At 67.6% G+C, this 17190-nt stretch carries 16 protein-coding genes; 13 read left to right on the forward strand and 3 right to left on the reverse strand.

What is annotated here, in order from left to right:
* Positions 1-53: 53 nt before the first annotated feature.
* Entirely contained in the window at positions 54-1760 is a 1707-nt protein-coding gene (locus B843_RS01810) for a long-chain-fatty-acid--CoA ligase (protein ID WP_025251818.1), read from the reverse strand.
* Positions 1761-1994: 234 nt separating this feature from the next.
* On the opposite strand from B843_RS01810, the gene mshA reads away from it, so the two are divergent.
* From mshA to B843_RS01830, 4 genes are all read left to right on the forward strand, one after another.
* A complete protein-coding gene (gene mshA / locus B843_RS01815) occupies positions 1995-3281 on the forward strand; it encodes a D-inositol-3-phosphate glycosyltransferase (protein ID WP_025251819.1) in 1287 nt (428 codons plus the stop codon).
* Positions 3282-3395: 114 nt separating this feature from the next.
* On the forward strand, positions 3396-4142 hold the full coding sequence (locus tag B843_RS01820) for a phosphoglyceromutase (RefSeq protein ID WP_025251820.1): 747 nt from the start codon (positions 3396-3398) through the stop codon (positions 4140-4142).
* Between the two features lie 20 nt (positions 4143-4162).
* Positions 4163-5401 carry a sensor histidine kinase gene (locus B843_RS01825; protein WP_025251821.1) on the forward strand — a complete coding sequence of 413 codons (1239 nt, stop codon included), beginning with the start codon at positions 4163-4165 and terminating at the stop codon, positions 5399-5401.
* Positions 5398-6090: a response regulator transcription factor gene (locus B843_RS01830; RefSeq protein ID WP_025251822.1), complete on the forward strand. Its 693-nt coding sequence runs from the start codon at positions 5398-5400 to the stop codon at positions 6088-6090. Before B843_RS01825 ends, B843_RS01830 begins: the two co-directional genes overlap by 4 nt.
* Here B843_RS01830 and B843_RS01835 read toward each other — a convergent pair.
* A complete protein-coding gene (locus tag B843_RS01835) occupies positions 6087-6977 on the reverse strand; it encodes a hypothetical protein (RefSeq protein ID WP_231493969.1) in 891 nt (296 codons plus the stop codon). The two genes, B843_RS01830 and B843_RS01835, sit on opposite strands and share 4 nt — an antisense overlap.
* A gap of 67 nt (positions 6978-7044) precedes the next feature.
* On the opposite strand from B843_RS01835, the gene B843_RS01840 reads away from it, so the two are divergent.
* From B843_RS01840 to B843_RS13395, 5 genes are all read left to right on the forward strand, one after another.
* The gene (locus B843_RS01840) at positions 7045-8016 is read left to right on the forward strand and encodes a Ppx/GppA phosphatase family protein (protein ID WP_081751463.1); all 972 of its coding nucleotides are present in this window, start codon (positions 7045-7047) and stop codon (positions 8014-8016) included.
* Positions 8013-9044 carry a hypothetical protein gene (locus B843_RS01845; RefSeq protein ID WP_025251825.1) on the forward strand — a complete coding sequence of 344 codons (1032 nt, stop codon included), beginning with the start codon at positions 8013-8015 and terminating at the stop codon, positions 9042-9044. Before B843_RS01840 ends, B843_RS01845 begins: the two co-directional genes overlap by 4 nt.
* A gap of 103 nt (positions 9045-9147) precedes the next feature.
* A complete protein-coding gene (gene proC, locus B843_RS01850) occupies positions 9148-9954 on the forward strand; it encodes a pyrroline-5-carboxylate reductase (RefSeq protein WP_081751464.1) in 807 nt (268 codons plus the stop codon).
* A gap of 342 nt (positions 9955-10296) precedes the next feature.
* Entirely contained in the window at positions 10297-10488 is a 192-nt protein-coding gene (locus B843_RS01855) for a helix-turn-helix domain-containing protein (protein ID WP_025251827.1), read from the forward strand.
* A gap of 300 nt (positions 10489-10788) precedes the next feature.
* A complete protein-coding gene (locus tag B843_RS13395; RefSeq protein ID WP_003402602.1) occupies positions 10789-10890 on the forward strand; it encodes a 30S ribosomal protein bS22 in 102 nt (33 codons plus the stop codon).
* 44 nt (positions 10891-10934) lie between these two features.
* Here B843_RS13395 and B843_RS01860 read toward each other — a convergent pair whose 3' ends face one another.
* Complete coding sequence (locus B843_RS01860) at positions 10935-12002, reverse strand: HAD-IB family hydrolase (RefSeq protein ID WP_376780265.1); 1068 nt, start codon at positions 12000-12002, stop codon at positions 10935-10937.
* A 185-nt stretch (positions 12003-12187) separates the two neighbouring features.
* Between B843_RS01860 and B843_RS01865 the strand changes: the two genes are divergently transcribed.
* From B843_RS01865 to B843_RS01880, 4 genes are all read left to right on the forward strand, one after another.
* Positions 12188-12430 (forward strand): glutaredoxin family protein, encoded by a 243-nt coding sequence (locus B843_RS01865; RefSeq protein ID WP_025251829.1) that lies wholly within the window; start codon positions 12188-12190, stop codon positions 12428-12430.
* Between the two features lie 211 nt (positions 12431-12641).
* Positions 12642-14033 (forward strand): glutamyl-tRNA reductase, encoded by a 1392-nt coding sequence (locus B843_RS01870; protein WP_025251830.1) that lies wholly within the window; start codon positions 12642-12644, stop codon positions 14031-14033.
* A gap of 37 nt (positions 14034-14070) precedes the next feature.
* A complete protein-coding gene (gene hemC / locus B843_RS01875) occupies positions 14071-14976 on the forward strand; it encodes a hydroxymethylbilane synthase (RefSeq protein WP_025251831.1) in 906 nt (301 codons plus the stop codon).
* Positions 14977-15416: 440 nt separating this feature from the next.
* Complete coding sequence (locus B843_RS01880) at positions 15417-17168, forward strand: uroporphyrinogen-III synthase (protein ID WP_025251832.1); 1752 nt, start codon at positions 15417-15419, stop codon at positions 17166-17168.
* The last annotated feature ends 22 nt before the right edge of the window (positions 17169-17190 follow it).

Below are 17190 nucleotides of genomic sequence, written 5' to 3' on the forward strand. Positions count from 1 at the left end.
ACGCGGGCGCGAAAAAGGCGCGGCCCCGCCATCGGGGACCGCGCCATGGGAGTTTACTTCTGGAGCTTCTCGATGAGCTCCGCCTGCACGTCGCGGCGGCGGATCTTGCCCATCTGGTCGCGCGGCAGCTCCTCGAAGTGGTAGAAGGTGCGCGGGACCTTGTAGCGGGTCAGGCGCTCGCGGCAGTAGTTCTTGAGCCCCTCCGGGTCGAGCGCCGCGCCCTCGGACATGGTGATCGCGGCGACCACGGACTCGGAGCCGTCGTCGCGGGGCAGGCCCACGACTGCGCAGTCGAGGATGTCGGGGTGCGCCTGCAGCGCCTCCTCGACCTCGGCCGGGTAGACGTTGAAGCCGCCGGTGATGATGACCTCCTTGATGCGGGCCACGAGCTTGACGAAGCCGTCCTCCTCCATCACGCCCACGTCGCCGGTGCGGTACCAGTCGCCGTGGAAGCTCGCGGCGGTGGCCTCCGGCTGGTTGAGGTAGCCCTTGAACACCTGCGGGCCGCGGACGAGCACCTCGCCCTCGGTGCCATCCGGCTGGGTCTCGTCCAGGTTGTCCGGGTTGGCGATGCGGATCTCGGTGTCCGGGAAGGGGATGCCCACGTAGCCCGGGCGGCGGGAGGAGTTCATCGGGTTGCCCACGATGATCGGAGAGGTCTCGGTGAGCCCGTAGCCCTCCACCAGCAGGCCGCCGGTGAGGTTTTCCCAGTCCTCGACGGTGGAAACGGGCAGGGTCGAGGCGCCCGAGAAGGAGTTACGCACGCCGGAGATCGAGATGCCCTTCTCCTTCGCGGCCTCGATGATGCGCTGGTACAGGGTGGGCACGCCGGGGACCCAGGTGGGCTTGTTCTTCTTCATGATCTGCATGATGAGCGGGATCTGCGGCGCAGGGAGCAGGATGATCTGCCCGCCGACGAACACGCCCAGGTTGAGCACGATCGTGAGCCCGTAGGCGTGGAAGAACGGCAGCGCGCCGAGCAGGCGCTCCGGCTGGTCGCCCAGCCCCGGCACCCAGGCCTTGCCCTGGTGGATGTTGGCGAACAACCCGCCGTGGGTGAGCTGGGCGCCCTTCGGGGCGCCGGTGGTGCCGGAGGTGTAGAGGATGACCGCCACGGAGTCCTTGGTCACTGTCGGCTCGGAGACGACGTCGTCGCCTTGGCCGCCGAGCGCCGGGCCGGTGAGGATCTCCCACGGGATGGTGTTCGGCGCCGACACGTGCAGCTGCTCGCGCTTCTTCTTGACCGCCGGGATCGGCAGGCGCAGGGCGTAGCGCTGCATGGTGGGCATCGCGTTGATCATGTTGACGCTGACGATGGTCTCCAGCGGGGTGGTCCGGCGCAGCTTCTCCAGGGTGGCGCAGGCCTTGTCCCACACGATGGCCACGCGGGCCTGGTGGTCGTCGAAGGGGTGCTCGAGCTCGGCGGCGGTGTACAGCGGGTTGTGCTCGACGACGATCGCGCCCAGCTTGAGGACGGCGAAGTAGGAGATGATGTGCTGCGGGCAGTTGGGCAGCACGATGGCCACGCGGTCGCCGGGGCGCACGCCGAGGGCGCGCAGCCCGGCCGCGGCGGAGCGGACCTGCTTGTCGAGCTCGCCGTAGGTGAGCGTGCGACCGAAGAAGTAGGTCGCCAGCTTGTCGGCGTTGAGGGCGAGGTTGTTGTCGTAGACATCCAGCAGGGTGGTGGTGCCGTAGTCGAGGTGGTGGGGGGTCCACTCGCCGTAGTGTTGTAGCCAGGCCTTGGTCTCAAAAGCCGACATGAAAGGTCCCTTCGGTTCCGGGGCAGAGAATCATTTCTTACGCGAGGGTAAGTTTCTTGTCCCTAGGGTAGCACCCAAACGTGAGCGAACCCTCACAGAAAACACCCGCGAAAGGCGGGCGGGAGACGAGGGTAGGGGGGCATGACCGGCCCTTCCGGTATCGGGGACGGTTTTCTGCTGCCCCTTGGGCAGGCCTGATGTCGCGTGTCGGGGCGGGCCTTTAAGCTAGAGGGCATGCGAGTAGCGATGATCTCGATGCACACCTCCCCGCTGTCCCAGCCCGGCTCCGGCGACGCGGGCGGGATGAACGTCTATGTCCTCAACACCGCCCGGCACCTAGCCCGGCAGGGGATCGAGGTGGACGTGTTTACCCGCGCCACGCGCCCGAGCCAGGGCGAGATCGTGGAGGTGGAGCGCAACCTCCGGGTGATCAACATCGTCGCCGGCCCCTACGAGGGCCTAAGCAAGGAGGAGCTGCCCACGCAGCTGGCCGCGTTCGCGGGCGGCATCGTCCAGTTCGTCAAGTGCGAGCGCGCTCGCTCGGGCTTCGAGGGCTACGACCTTATCCACAGCCACTATTGGCTGTCCGGGCAGGTCGGCTGGCTGCTGCGCGACCTGTGGGAGGTGCCGCTCGTGCACACCGCCCACACGTTGGCCTCGGTGAAGAACCACCACCGCAGCGAGACCGACACGCCCGAGTCCGAGGCGCGGCGGATCTGCGAGCAGCAGCTCGTGGACAACGCGGACGTGCTCGTGGTCAACACCAGCGAGGAGACCCGCGACCTCGTGCGCCACTACGACGCCGAGGCGGACAAGGTCGCCGTCATCGCGCCGGGCACCGACACCGACTTGTTCACGCCCGGCACCGCGCGCAACACGGAACAGGCGCGCCGCGACCTAGGCCTTCCCATGCACTCCAAGGTGGTCGCGTTCGTCGGTCGCCTGCAGCAGTTCAAGGGGCCGCAGGTGCTGCTGCGCGCGGTCGCGGCGCTGCTCGAGCGCGACCCGGATCGCAACCTGCGCGTCATCATCTGCGGCGGTCCCTCCGGAGCCGCCGCCACCGCCGAGCAGTACTTCGACCTCGCGCGCTCGCTGGGCATCTCGCACCGCGTCCGCTTCCTCGATCCGCGCCCGCCGCAGGAGCTGGTCACCATCTATCAGGCCGCAGATATCGTCGCGGTTCCCAGCTACAACGAGTCCTTCGGCCTCGTCGCGATGGAGGCGCAGGCGTCCGGCACCCCGGTCGTCGCCGCGCGCGTCGGTGGTCTTCCCGTTGCGGTCGCCGAGGGGGAGACGGGTTTGCTTGTCGACGGCCATGATCCGGAGGACTGGGCCGACGCGCTGGCCCAGCTGCTCGACGACGACGATTCCCGCATCCGCATGGGCCAGGACGCGGTCGCCCACGCGGCCAACTTCTCGTGGTCGGTCACCGCGTCGAAGCTGGCCGAGATCTACTCCGAGGTGCTCACCGCGGGCGTCCCCGCCTGCCGGGGGCGCGAGGCCGCGGGCTTGGAGCCGTAGGCGCCGAAAAGCGAAAAGCAAACAGATACGGGCAAAAGTGTAAACAATCCCACATTTGGCCCCTGAGGGGCGAGAACCGGTGCCGAAACGGGGAATCCGTGGCACACTGGTGATATGACTACCGGAAAGCTGATTCTGCTCCGCCACGGACAGAGCGAATGGAATGAATCAAACCAGTTCACCGGCTGGGTGGACGTCAACCTCACCGCGAAGGGCGAGGGCGAGGCCAAGCGCGGCGGCGAGCTGCTCAAGGAGACCGGCAACCTGCCGGAGGTCGTTTACACCTCCCTGCTGCGTCGCGCCATCCGCACCGCGAACATCGCGCTGAATGCGGCCGACCGCCACTGGATCCCCGTCGTGCGCGACTGGCGCCTCAACGAGCGCCACTACGGCGCGCTGCAGGGTCTGAACAAGGCCGAGACCAAGGAGAAGTACGGCGACGAGCAGTTCATGGCATGGCGCCGCTCCTACGGCACCCCGCCGCCGGAGCTGGACGATAACTCCAAGTACTCCCAGGTCAACGACGTGCGCTACGCCAACCTCGAGCGCGTGCCGCGCACCGAGTGCCTGAAGGACGTCGTCGAGCGCTTCGTTCCCTACTTCGAGGAGGAGATCCTTCCTCGCGCCAAGCGCGGCGAGACCGTGCTGATCGCCGCCCACGGCAACTCGCTGCGCGCGCTGGTCAAGCACCTCGACAACATCTCCGACGACGACATCGCCGCCCTCAACATCCCCACCGGCATCCCGCTGGTCTACGAGCTGGATGAGAACGGCAAGGTCCTCAACCCGGGCGGTACCTACCTCGATCCGGAGGCAGCCGCAGCTGGCGCTGCCGCAGTTGCCGCGCAGGGAGCCAAGTAACGGGCTACAGTAAGTAGTCGGTGAATATCTTTGCAGCGTTTTTGTTGGGCGTGGTCCTCATGGGCCTCGCCCTACCTGCATATCAGTGGCTTCGCGCGCGCTTTCGGCGCTACCGCTCCGCGGCCACGCTGACCGACAACCAGGTCACCACCGTCAGCCAGGTCTTGCACCTGACGGTTCAGGGCTCCCCGACGGGGGTGGCGGTGGTGGATCGCACCGGCTCGGTCATTCTCACCAACGGCCGCGCACACGACATGGGGATCGTGCACGAGCGCGCGCTGACGGAGGAGATCCTCCCGCTCGTGGACCAGGCCTTCGAGGACAAGGAAACCCACACCCTCGACTTCGCCACCAGCAAGCGCCGCCACGGCTCGCGGATCACCTCGGTGCGCGCGGTGGTCAAGCCGCTCACGCTGGTCGATGACCGCTTCGTCATTATCTACAGCACGGACGAGTCGGAAAACGTCCGCATGGAGTCCGCGCGACGCGACTTCGTGGCCAACGTCTCCCACGAGCTAAAGACCCCGGTGGGCGGCATGGCGCTGCTCGCGGAGGCGCTCATGGAGGCCTCTGATGACCCGGACTCCGTGCAGTACTTCGGCGGGAAGCTCCAAAAGGAGGCCCACCGCATGGCGGACATGATCAACGAGCTCATCTCGCTGTCTAAGCTCCAGGGCGCCGAGGCGCTGCCGGACATGGAGCTGGTCGCCGTCGACGAGATCATCGACGAGGCCATCGAGCGCAACAAGCTGGCCGCGGAGAACGCGGACATCGAGCTCATGCGCGGCGGCCGCTCCGGGGTCAGCGTCATGGGCGACAAGAACCTCCTGGTCACCGCCGTGAGCAACCTCGTGAGCAACGCGATCAACTACTCGCCCTCGGCGCAGCCGGTGACCGTGTCCACCAAGAAGGCGGACGAGGAGACGGTGCTCATCCGGGTCACCGACCGCGGCATCGGCATCGCGCCGGAGGATCAGAAGCGCGTGTTCGAGCGGTTCTTCCGCGTGGATAAGGCGCGTTCGCGATCTACCGGCGGAACCGGCCTGGGGCTGGCTATTGTTAAGCATGTGGTGGCCAACCACGGCGGCAACATCAAGCTCTGGTCGCGGCCGGGCACGGGATCCACCTTCACCCTGGAGCTCCCCATTCACCACGCTGACCCGCAGGGTCAGATTCCGGTCTCGGATATCGAGCCGGACATTTCACTTCGCCCAACTACTCACCGGGTGGGCTCGCGCAGAAAGGACAAGACGTTATGACGACCATCCTGTTGGTCGAGGACGAGGAGTCGTTGGCGGATCCGTTGATGTTCCTCCTGCGTAAGGAGGGGTTCGAGGTCATTCACGCGGCGGACGGTCCGAGCGCGCTCGTGGAGTTCGAGAACAACGACATCGACATCGTGCTGCTCGACCTCATGCTGCCCGGCATGTCGGGCACCGACGTGTGCAAGCGCCTGCGGGCGGTCTCCTCGGTCCCGGTCATCATGGTCACGGCCCGCGACTCGGAGATCGACAAGGTGGTCGGCCTCGAGCTGGGCGCCGACGACTACGTGACCAAGCCCTACTCCTCGCGCGAGCTCATCGCCCGCGTCCGCGCGGTTCTGCGCCGCGGCGGCGACTCCGGCGGCAACGACGAGGCCGAGGACGAGCAGATCCTGGTCGGCGGGCGGGTGCGCATGGACGTCGAGCGCCACATGGTCACCGTCGACGGCGAGGAGGTGCAGATGCCGCTCAAGGAGTTCGACCTGCTCGAGTATTTGATGCGCAACTCCGGGCGCGTGCTCACCCGCGGTCAGCTCATCGACCGCATCTGGGGCGCCGACTACGTGGGCGACACCAAGACCCTCGACGTGCACGTCAAGCGCCTGCGCTCCAAGATCGAGCTCGAGCCGTCCAGCCCGCGCAACCTGGTGACGGTGCGCGGCCTCGGCTACAAGTTCGAGGACTAGTCGGTCGCGGCACGCGCGGCGACGGTGGCCGGGTGGGGGAGCAGGATCTCCTCATCGACGCCCGCCTCGCGCGCGGCCTGCCGCTTGGCGCAGTGCTCGGCGATGATCTCGTAGCAGGCGTCGCCGACGAGCGCGCGCAGCTCCGCCTCGCTGGTCTGCCACAGCGGCCGGGGGTTGGTGTGGCACGCGGGGGCGGTGGTGCAGTACCAGTCGAAGTCCTCGCCGCCGCCGCCCCAACCGCGGCGCTGGTACTCGGCGATGGTGGTGCGCAGGACCTCGACGCCGTCGCCGCGGTCCTCGTAGGCCTCGAGCCGGCGCAGCGGCAGCTGCCAGCACACCTCCGGCTTGACCACCGTGAGGTCGCGCCCCTCGGCGAGCCCCCACTGGTGGATGGCGCAGCCAGCCCCCGTGGCCCAGCCCGTGCGGTTGGCGAAGATGCAGGCGCCGTCGACCACGAGCGTTTTGAGCGCGGGCTCCGCCTCGCCCTCGTCGTTGTCTAGCTCGTCCCATTCCAGCCACGGCTCGAGCTCGGCCGGGTTGGCCTCGGCGAGGAAGCGGTCGGTGCCCGCCGGGCGCAGCTGCCAATATTTCGCGGGCATCTCCGCCACGGCGTCGTAGAGCTGGTCGCGGTCGGCCTCGTCGGTGAGGAAGGCGCCGTGGACGCAGCAGCCCAGGTCCGGCCTCGCGGCGTCGATGCCCTTGCAGGCGGGAGTGCCGAACGCGCACGAGTAGTGAGACTCAAGCCACGTGAGGTCGATTGTAAGGATGTGCTCAGCATCCTCAGGATCCGTAAATTCAAGCCACTGCCTGCGCATATCCGGAGGCAGCTCCTCGCCCGCCCGGATGGACCGCGCCGCCGGGGTGGAGGCGGGGAATCCAAGGTTCACGGGTGTAGCAGCGAGTTTTTTTGAATCATAGTTCACACTTGGACACGCTACCGTCTAACCTGAATATGTGCGATTAGGTGTATTAGACGTGGGAAGTAACACGGTCCATCTGGTTGCGGTGGACGCCAAGCGCGGCGGCCGCCCCACCCCGATGAGCGACTGGAAGACGACCCTGAAGCTGGTTGAGTACCTCGATGCCGACGGTGCCATTGACGACAAGGGCTTGAACAAGCTCACCGAGTCCGTCGCCGAGGCTCGCGGGCTGGCCACGCAGCTCGGCTGCGATGAGCTCAAGCCCTTTGCCACCTCCGCGGTGCGCTCGGCCACCAACGGCCAGGAGGTGCTCGACCACGTCGAAAAGGAAACGGGCGTTAGGCTGGAGATCCTCTCCGGCGAGGACGAGGCCCGCCTCACCTTCCTCGCGGTGCGCCGCTGGTACGGCTGGTCCGCTGGCCGCATCACCAACCTCGACATCGGCGGCGGTTCGCTGGAGATGTCCACCGGCATGGACGAGGAGCCGGACGTCGCCTATTCGCTCGACCTGGGCGCCGGCCGCCTGACCCACAACTGGTTCGATACCGACCCGCCGGAGCGCAAGAAGATCAACCTCCTGCGCGACTTCATCGACGCCGAGCTCGCCGAGGCCGCCCGTGGCATTCGCGCCCACGGTCCCGCGCGCCTCGCTGTGGGAACCTCGAAGACCTTCCGCACGCTGGCCCGCCTGACCGGCGCCGCGCCGAGCGCGGAGGGGCCGTTCGTCACCCGCCAGCTCACCGCGCCCGGCCTGCGCCAGCTCATCGCGTTCATCTCGCGCATGACCGCCGCCGACCGCGCGGAGCTCGAGGGTGTGAGCCAGAACCGTTCCCACCAGATCGTGGCCGGCGCGCTCGTCGCAGAGGCCTCCATGCGCGCCCTCGGCATCGAGGTTTTGGAGATTTGCCCATGGGCGTTGCGCGAAGGTGTTATTCTGCGACGACTGGAGCAAGGCGTGGACGGGCCCATCGTGGCCAATGACCAAAAGGAGAGTGAGAAAGCGTGAGCGAGCAGCAACTAACGGTTGCGGAGCTACTGGCGCGCTCCGGCAAGGACAAGAAGACCTCGGGTCGGCGTCGCCGCCGCAGCCTTGAGGAGGGCGGCGTCTCCGTCGCCGAACTGACCGGCAACATCCCGAAGGTCGACGCCAAGCCCGTCGAAGGCAAGCACAACACCGAGACCATCGATGGCGAGACCCGCGCCGGGGTGGCCGAGGTGGCCGCGCAGAAGGCTGCCGAAGCCGCCGAGGCTGAAAAGGCGGCCGCGGAAAAGGCGGCCGAGCCCGAGCAGGCGCCGGAAGCGCCCGAGCGGCCGGAGGCCCCTGCCGAGCAGGCGGAACCCGAGCCCGCCGAGCAGCCGGAAGAAGCGGCCGAGGAAAAGGCTCAGAAAGAGGCCACGGAACAGTCCGAGGAGACGAAGGCCGAAGGCGTCGACAAGCCTGTAAAGCGCACGCCGTCCAACGACGAGACCATCGTGCTCTCCGTCGTCGACGAGAACGAGCCCGTGCGGCTGACCACCGGGACGTTCCCCGCGGTCAAGAAGGCCGAGGTCGCGGAGAAGGAGGCCCCAGTGGTCGATCCGCTCGCAGGCGTCACCGCTGCCGCGCTTGCCGACGCCAAGGTGGGCGAGCCCGAGGAGCCGGAGGCCGAGGAGGCTGAGGAAACCCAGGAACCTGCGGTCGCCGCAACCGATGGCGTCGACGAGGCCAACGCGGTCGACGAGGTCGACGAGGATGCCGAAGAGGCGGAGGACTACGACGAGTACGAGGAGGAAGACGACCACGTCTCCGCCGGCTCGGTGGTGCTGCTGTCCATCCTGGGCATCGTGCTGGGCATCGCCGCGTTCGTCCTGTTCACCTACCTGTGGGGCTCGCTGTCGGCGCCGGTCGTCGCCGCGCTCGCGGTTGTCGTCACCGCCGTCATGATGTTCGTGGTGTACAAGATGAACACCGCCCGCCCGCGCCTGTCGCTGTTCCTCAGCGCCGTCGTGGGCCTGGTCCTCACGTTCGGGCCGATGCTCACGGTGCCTCGCTAGAACCCCGCCGCCCCTGGCCAACCGCCAGGGGCGTTGGTTTTTTCGCCCCCTTTTTCGCGAGGGCGGTTCGAAAAGCCTGGCCGTTCATGGCATGGTGTTAGCCATGAGTTCTATTGCAGTCATTGGCGGTGGCAAGATCGGCGAGGCCCTCGTGTCGGGCCTGGTGTCCAGCGGGGTCAACCCGAAGGACATCAACGTCACCAACCGCAACGCCGAGCGCGGCCAGTACCTCAAGGAGACCTACGGCGTCGTGCCGTTTACGGAGAACCCCTCCGCGGTGGACGAGGTCAGCGTCGTGTTCCTGTGCGTGAAGCCGAAGGACGTCGCCAACGTCGTCGAGGAGATCTCCGACGTGGTGGACAACAACACCGCCACCACGGTCGTGTCCATGGCCGCCGGCGTGTCCAACGCGGTCATCGAGGAGGCGCTCGCGGCGGGCGCGCCGGTCGTCCGCGTCATGCCGAACACCCCGATGCTCGTGGGCAAGGGCGTCTCGGCCGTCGCGCCGGGCCGCTTCGTGGGCGAGGAGCAGCTCCAGGAGGTCGTGGGGCTGCTCGAGTCGGTCGGCACCGTGCGCGTGGTCGCGGAGTCGGACATGGACGCCGTCACGGCGCTGTCGGGTTCCTCGCCCGCGTACGTCTTCCTCGTCGCCGAGGCGCTTATCGACGCTGGCGTGAGCCTCGGCCTTACCCGCGAGGTGGCCAAGGACCTGGCGGTCGGCGCGATGTACGGCTCGGCAGCGATGATGCAGGAGACCGGCACGGAGCCGACCGAGCTGCGCGCGAACGTCTCCTCGCCGGCGGGCACCACCATCGCCGCCATCCGCGAGCTGGAGGAGTCGGGGCTGCGCGGCGCCTTCTACCGCGCCGCCCAGGCGTGCGCGGACCGCTCGGCGGAGCTGGGCAAGTAGGCGGTTCGTCACCGCGAGGCGTCGGGAAGCCCGGCGCCTTTTTGCGTGCCTGAATTACAAAACTGTAACGGCGAGCGCTAGAAAAACGCCGAAATCGTAGTAAATCACTGTTGTTAGTGAGAAAAATCTTGAGCCCCGTGGCGCGCGTGAAGCCTGCAAAAAGGTGTCGCTAGCTGTGGAAATGGAACACCACTGTGGGTGACTCTTAGGTCACTGGAATATTTTTGCCGAACTTAAGTCGCAACAGTCACACGATTCACGCTAAACTTTAGCAAGCACGTGCGTGATCGTTCTGCGGGAGGGGAAGCCTGCAGCGCGCCACTGCTGAAGGGTTAGATGAATATGGCAAGAGAAGAAAACGGAACCTTCTTGACGGTCGCCGAGGTCGCAGAAATCATGCGAGTCTCCAAGATGACCGTTTACCGTTTGGTCCACTCCGGTGACCTTCCGGCGGTTCGCGTCGGGCGCAGCTTCCGCGTCCACGAGAAGGCTGTCAACGAGTACCTGGACTCCTCCTACTACGAGGCCGGCTAGGGGCTCGCGAAAGCCTTGTCGCGATGAGGGCGGCGGTATCTCCTTCGAGGTATCGCCGCTTTCGCTTTTCGACGCTAAAGCAAGGGGCGATTTTTGGTCGTGACCTAGTCAGTAGGTAAGATATTCAGCATTCGTGTCAGCAGCATGCCCAGCAGGACGGCCTTGGGGCCCCGTTGGGGTTCGTGTCGGCCGTGGTCAACGCGGGCGGATGTGCACTTCGGCTGCGTTATGCAACCACTGGACCGTTGGGCGGCTGACAGGGAAGTACGTACACCTACTGATAAAGCGAGGGAAACCGTTATGGGTTCTGTCATCAAGAAGCGCCGCAAGCGCATGTCCAAGAAGAAGCACCGCAAGCTTCTGCGCCGCACCCGCGTGCAGCGTCGTAAGCTCGGCAAGTAATCCGAGCATGAACCGCCCCGGTCGCCGTACCGGGGCGGTTTTGTCTATTTCTTGAACAGCTTCCAGCCGCCGAAGCTGCAGGCGGCCGTGACCAGCGCCGGGGCACCGAAGGTACGCAGGGCCTTGCGGATCGAGCGGTAGTCGCGGATCTCCCAGCCGCGGAGCTTGGCCTCCTTGCGCAGCGGTCCGTCGGGGTTGATCGCCACCGCGTTGCCCATCATGGACAGCATGGGCACGTCGTTGATGGAGTCCGAATAGGCCGTGCAGCGGGAAAGGTCGAGCCGCTCGATGGTGGCCAGCGCCGCCACGGCGTGCTTCTTGCCGGGGCCGTGGAGGATGTCGCCGACGAGCCGGCCGGTGAACTTCCCGTCCTCGACCTCCGCGACGGTGCCCAGCGCGCCCGTGAAGCCCAGGCGCTTGGCCAGGATCTGCGCGAGCTGCACCGGGGTGGCGCTGACCAGCCACACCTGATGGCCCGCGGCCAGGTGGGTGTCGGCCAGCTGCTTGGTGCCGGGCCAGAGCTTCTCGCTCATGTTGTTGTCCACGATCTCCTCGCACAGCGCGACCAGCTCGTCGACGCTGCGGCCCTTGATGAACTCCAGCGCCTGCTGGCGACCCTCGGCGACGTCCTCGGCGTTCTCCGAGCCGGTGACGCGGAACTTGATCTGCTTCCACAGCACCGGGAGGATCTCCGAGAGCGTGAAGTAGCGCTTCTTGGCCAGCCCCACCGCGAACACGATGAGCGAGGAGCCCTGGATGAGCGTGTTGTCCACGTCGAAGAAGGCGGCCGCGCCCTCGTCCTGCGGGATGTCGGGGTCGGGGCTGGTCAGGTGCAGCCCGCCCGCGGACTCGATGGATCCGGTGACCGAGTCCAAGCCCTTGGTGTAGTCGCTGAGCTCGAGGTCGAACAGCTCGGAGACCGCGGCGGCGGCGGCCGCCTCGCCGGCCTCGCGCTGGGAGTGGTCGTCGATGGGCGGCAGCGCCATCTCCTCGAGAAATCGGCGCAGGTTGCCGCGCGTGCTCGACCAGCTGGCTAGGAACTCCTGGGGGGTGTGGTGCCAGTTGGGGTCAGGCTGCTGGAAGCTCACTTGGGTGCCTCGTGCCTTTCTCATAACGCGAGCAATCGAACGTCGATCCCCTGCGTGGGTGGACGGGGTCGACGGGACTTCGGTTGAGGCTTCGTGCAACTTTGTCGGCGCGGCAGGTAATCTCACACCATGTTAATGCCGTGCGGGTTTTCTCGCTGGCTTGAGTCGCGGTGCCGTAAGCGTCGGCATGCGAAAAGAAGGGAACGGGCATGGGGCACCTCGTGGAGCTCATGGTGCGGGCGACCTGCGGGTCGTGCGCGCGCGTCGGGGCGCAGATCGAACCGATCGTTGCGGCAAGCGGGTCGAGGCTTGTCCGCCGGGACGTGGACGCGGATCCGGAGCTGGCGGCGGAGTACGGCGACCGCGTGCCGGTCGTGGTCATCGACGGCGAGGAGTTCGCCTGCTGGGAGGTCGACGACGAGGACCTCGCCGCCGCCCTCGCCGACGATTAGACCCCCATCTGTCTACCCCCAAGTGGTGGGGCAGGATACTCCCGGCGGTATCATAATCAACCTTATGGTTGATGATTTCGTCCACCGGGGTGTGCTCGGTGGTAGCGTGTCCTGAAGCCACGGCCGCGCGCGCAGCGTGGCCGACATCGGTCCCGCCCGGCGCGGGGCCCAGAATCCGTCCTCTACGGGATTGAAAGCGGTGGTGTAAGTCGTGAGTGTGCTGGTTGTGGGAATGTCCCACCGGTCCGCACCGGTGGCGCTTCTGGAGCAGCTGAGCATGGACGATGCGGTGCGCGACTCCACGGCCAGGGAGCTCGTGGAAAGCCCGTCGCTGACCGAGGCCATGATCGTGTCCACGTGCAACCGGCTGGAGGTCTACGCGATGACCTCCAGCTTCCACATGGGCGTCAACGACGTGGTCCAGGTGCTGCACAACATGTCCGGCGTGGACATGGACACCCTGCGGGGATACCTCTATGTTCGCTACGCCGACGCCGCCGCCGAGCACATGATGGTGGTCGCGGCCGGCATGGACTCCATGGTGGTCGGCGAGCAGCAGATCATCGGCCAGGTGCGCACCGCCTACCAGCACGCCACGGAGATCGGCACGGTCGGTCCCGCGCTGCACGGGCTGGTGCAGGCCTCCCTGCACACCGGAAAGCGCGTGCACACCGAGACCAACATCGACGACGCGGGCTCCTCCATGGTCTCCTTCGCCGTCGAGGAGGCGCTCGGGCAGATGGGCCTCGACCCGGCCGCGCCCGAGCCGCTGCGGGGCAAGACCGCGCTGGTGCTCGGCGCGGGTGCCATGGCCTCGCTGGCCGCCACCCACCTGGGCAAGCTGGGCGTGTCCACGCTCATCATCGCCAACCGCACCCACGAGCGCGCCGAGCGCCTGGCCGACCATGCCCGCCAGGCGGGCGTCAACGCCGAGGTCGTGGACTTCGACGACCGCGCCAAGACCTTGCACCGCGTCGACATCGGGGTGTCCGCCACCGGCGCGAACACGTTCACCATCGAGGGCAAGGACGTCGACGGGCTGCCCGCGGGCCACGAGCTCATGCTCATCGACCTGTCCATGCCGCGCGACATCGACGACGCGACCGCGACCCGCGAGGGCGTGCGGCTGGTCAACATCGAGAAGCTGCACAACGTCCAGCGCGAGGACTCCGGCTCCGACGGCGCGGCGCAGCGCATCGTCAACGAGGAGCTCGCCGCGTACAGCTCCGCGCAGCGCGTCAAGGACGTCGCCCCCGCGGTGTCCGCTTTGCGACGCCATGCGGCGGAGCTCGTGGATTCGGAGCTTAGCCGCCTGAAGTCGAAGATCCCCGACGTCTCCGGCGATGACTACGAGGAGATCCAGCGCACCGTGCGCCGGGTCGTGGACAAGCTGCTCCACCACCCGACCGTGCGCGTAAAAGAGCTGGCGGCCACCTCCGGCACGCTGTCCTACGAGTCCGCGCTGCAGGAGTTCTTCGGGCTGAGCGAGGCGATGCCGGAGCGCTCGGTCAAGGTCGACGTCGACGAGCTTCCCGACGCCGAGATCGTGGCGCTGGGCATCACCGACGCCGAGCGCGCCACCGCCGGGATGCGCACCAAGTAGCGCCCACCTTTTCATCCGAGCTTCAAGGAGATTTTCGATGACCACCCCCACCCTGCTGATCGGCACCCGCGGAAGCCTGCTGGCCACCACGCAGTCCGGCCACGTCCGCGACGCGATGGGGGAGAGGGGCTTCCCGGCTAAGCTGCACATCGTCACCACCCACGGCGACGTGAACATGGCCCCGGTCGAGCGCATCGGCGTGGGCGTGTTCACCCAGGCGCTGCGCGAGGCGCTGCAGGCGGGCGAGTGCGACATCGCCGTGCACTCCTTCAAGGACCTGCCCACCGAGCCTGACCCGCGCTTCAAGCTGGTCGTCCCCGTGCGCGCCGACGCCCGCGACTGCCTCATCGCCCGCGACGGGCTGACGCTGTCCGAGCTCCCGCAGGGCGCGAAGGTGGGCACCGGCGCCCCGCGCCGGATCTCCCAGCTCAAGGCGCTTCGCCCGGATCTTGAGATCCTCCCACTGCGCGGCAACATCGACACCCGCATGGGCAAGGTCACCAGCGGCGAGCTCGACGCGGTGGTGCTCGCCTTCGCCGGCCTCGAGCGCGTGGGCCGCGGGGAGCAGGCCACCGACGTCTTCGACCCGGCCGACTTCCTGCCCGCGCCCGCCCAGGGCGCGCTGGCCATCGAGTGCCGCGTCGATGACGAGCGCGCCTGCGCGGCGCTGGACTCCATAGCGGACGAGACCGCCTTCGCCGAGGCGCAGGCCGAGCGCGTGGTGCTCAACCGGCTGGAGGCGGGCTGCACCGCGCCGGTCGCGGCGCACTCGTTCGTCACCGGCTCCGGCGAGCTCGAGGTGACCGGCGCCGTGGCCGCCCTCGACGGCACCACCGTCCTGCGCGCCACCGTCGCCGGCCCGGTCGGGCAGGCCGCCGAGCTGGGCGAGAAGGTCGCCGCCCAGCTCATCGCCGATGGCGCCTCCACCCTTTTGGGGGCATAGCGGATTCCATTCACGCCGCCTCCGGCCGCCGCGTGGCTCTTTCCCGCGGGGGATCGGGGCCGCCGTCAGGCGGGTGACCATGCGGTTTGCGGCTTTAGTGGGCGTCGACAAGCGAAAAACGCCACGACGATACCACTCGCCCTCCGAGGGGGACCCACGACCCCCGGTTTTTTATTAGAGCGCAACTGAATTATCGTGTAATACCACATGCCTTTGAGCGCCCTGTGCACGGGGTCCGCGGTTGAGCGGCCGCCTGTACGCACACGGGCGCGACTTTGTGTTTACCCGCCCGGCGTGGGCTGGGGAAGCGATAACCGAATACGACTTAACCACTTACATGCGACGCCCCATCGGCGTAGCGCATATTCCATGTGAACCGGTCCCGTCCGGGCAGGGATAGGCGTGTGCCGAGGGAGCTAGAAAACGGGTTTTTTCCATTTATGAGCTCTACTCAGGTCGATCAGACCACCTCCCCGAAGGTGATTTTCGTCGGCGCAGGTCCGGGTAACCCCGACCTGCTGACCGTCCGCGCCCGCGAGGTGCTCAGCATGCACGCGCTCGCCGTGGTCGACGCGGACATCCTCCCCGGCGTGCGCGGCATCATCGCCTCCGAGCTGCCGGTGCCTGCCGACAAGCTCAAGGAGTACGAGGACGCCTACGAGGAGCTGTGCGAGAAGGCGCGCGCGGCGGGCGCCCGGCGCAAGCCCGCCAAGCCGGAGCCGCCGACCGCCGCGGAGATCACCGACGTGGACGAGGACGAGTCGGTCGAGCGCGTCGTGGAGATCCTCTCCTCGCTGCTGGAGTCGGGCGAGGACGTCATCCGCCTGGTCCAAGGCAACCCGCTCTCCGACGACCGCACGCTGCAGGAGATCACGGCGGTGCAGGAAAAGGGCCTAGAGTTCTACATCGTGCCGGGCATGTCGCTGCCGGCGACGGTGCCGGCGTTCGCGGGCATCGCGCTGGGTTCCAACTACACCGAGCACGCCATCAACGGTGAGGACGTGGACTGGGACCAGCTCGCGGCCTCGCCCATGCCGCTGGTGCTGGAGGCGAATCGGGACAAGCTCGCGCTCATCTCCTCGGAGCTGGTTTCGCGCGGCTTGCCGACGACTACGCCGGTGACCGTCACCGCGCACGGCACCACCCGGATGCAGCGCTCCTACGACGTCACCCTGCGCACGCTGGCGAAGCTCGACGCCGACCTGAGCGGGAAGCTGGTGATCACCGTGGGCAAGTCGGTGGACGAGCGCTCGAAGTACTCCTGGTGGGAGTCGCGCCCGCTGTTCGGCTGGCGCGTGCTGGTGCCGCGCGCGAAGGACCAGGCGGGCCCCATGTCGACGCGGCTGGCCACCCACGGCGCCATCCCGCAGGAGGTGCCGACGATCTCCGTCGAGCCGCCGCGCAACCCGGCGCAGATGGAGAAGGCGATCAAGGGCATCGTCGAGGGCCGCTACCAGTGGATCGTCCTGACCAGCGTCAACGCCGTGCGCGCCGTGTGGGACAAGATCACCCAGTTCGGGCTGGACTCCCGCGCGTTCGCGGGCGTGCGCATCGCCGCGGTGGGGACCAAGACCGCCAACGCGATCCGCGACCTGGGGATCACCCCGGAGCTCTTGCCGCCGCGCAGCCGCCAGAACGCGGCCGGGCTGGTCGAGGTGTTCCCGGAGTACATTGAGGAGCTGGATCCGGTCGGGCGCGTGCTGCTGCCGCGCGCGGACATCGCCACCCAGGTGCTGGTCGAGGGCATCGAGGCGCTGGGCTGGGAGGTCGACGACGTGGTTGCCTACCGCACCGTGCGCGCGGCCCCGCCGAGCGCGGAGATCCGCGACATGATCAAGTCCGGCGGCTTCGACGCTGTGTGCTTCACGTCCGCGTCGACGGTGCGCAACCTGGTCGGCATCGCGGGCAAGCCGCACAACCGCACGATCATCGCGTGCATCGGGCCGATGACGAAGGCCGCGGCGGAGGAGCTGGGGCTGCGCGTCGACGTGGTCCCGGAGGTCGCCGATGTGCCCTCGCTTGTCGACGCCCTCGCGGCGCACGTCGCGAAGCTCCGCGCGGCAGGGCAACTCCCGCCGCCGCGCAAGAAGCGCCGCGCGAGGAGGAAGGCGGCCGAGAAGCTGGCTGAGTCGACTGCGGCGGCTGAGGCTGCCAAGCACACGGACGGCGGCGAGCGTAGTACCTTGGGATGAGTAATTCATCCCCGTTGTGTGA

Source organism: Corynebacterium vitaeruminis DSM 20294 (genome assembly GCF_000550805.1).
In the GTDB taxonomy this organism is placed as follows: Bacteria; Actinomycetota; Actinomycetes; order Mycobacteriales; family Mycobacteriaceae; genus Corynebacterium; species Corynebacterium vitaeruminis.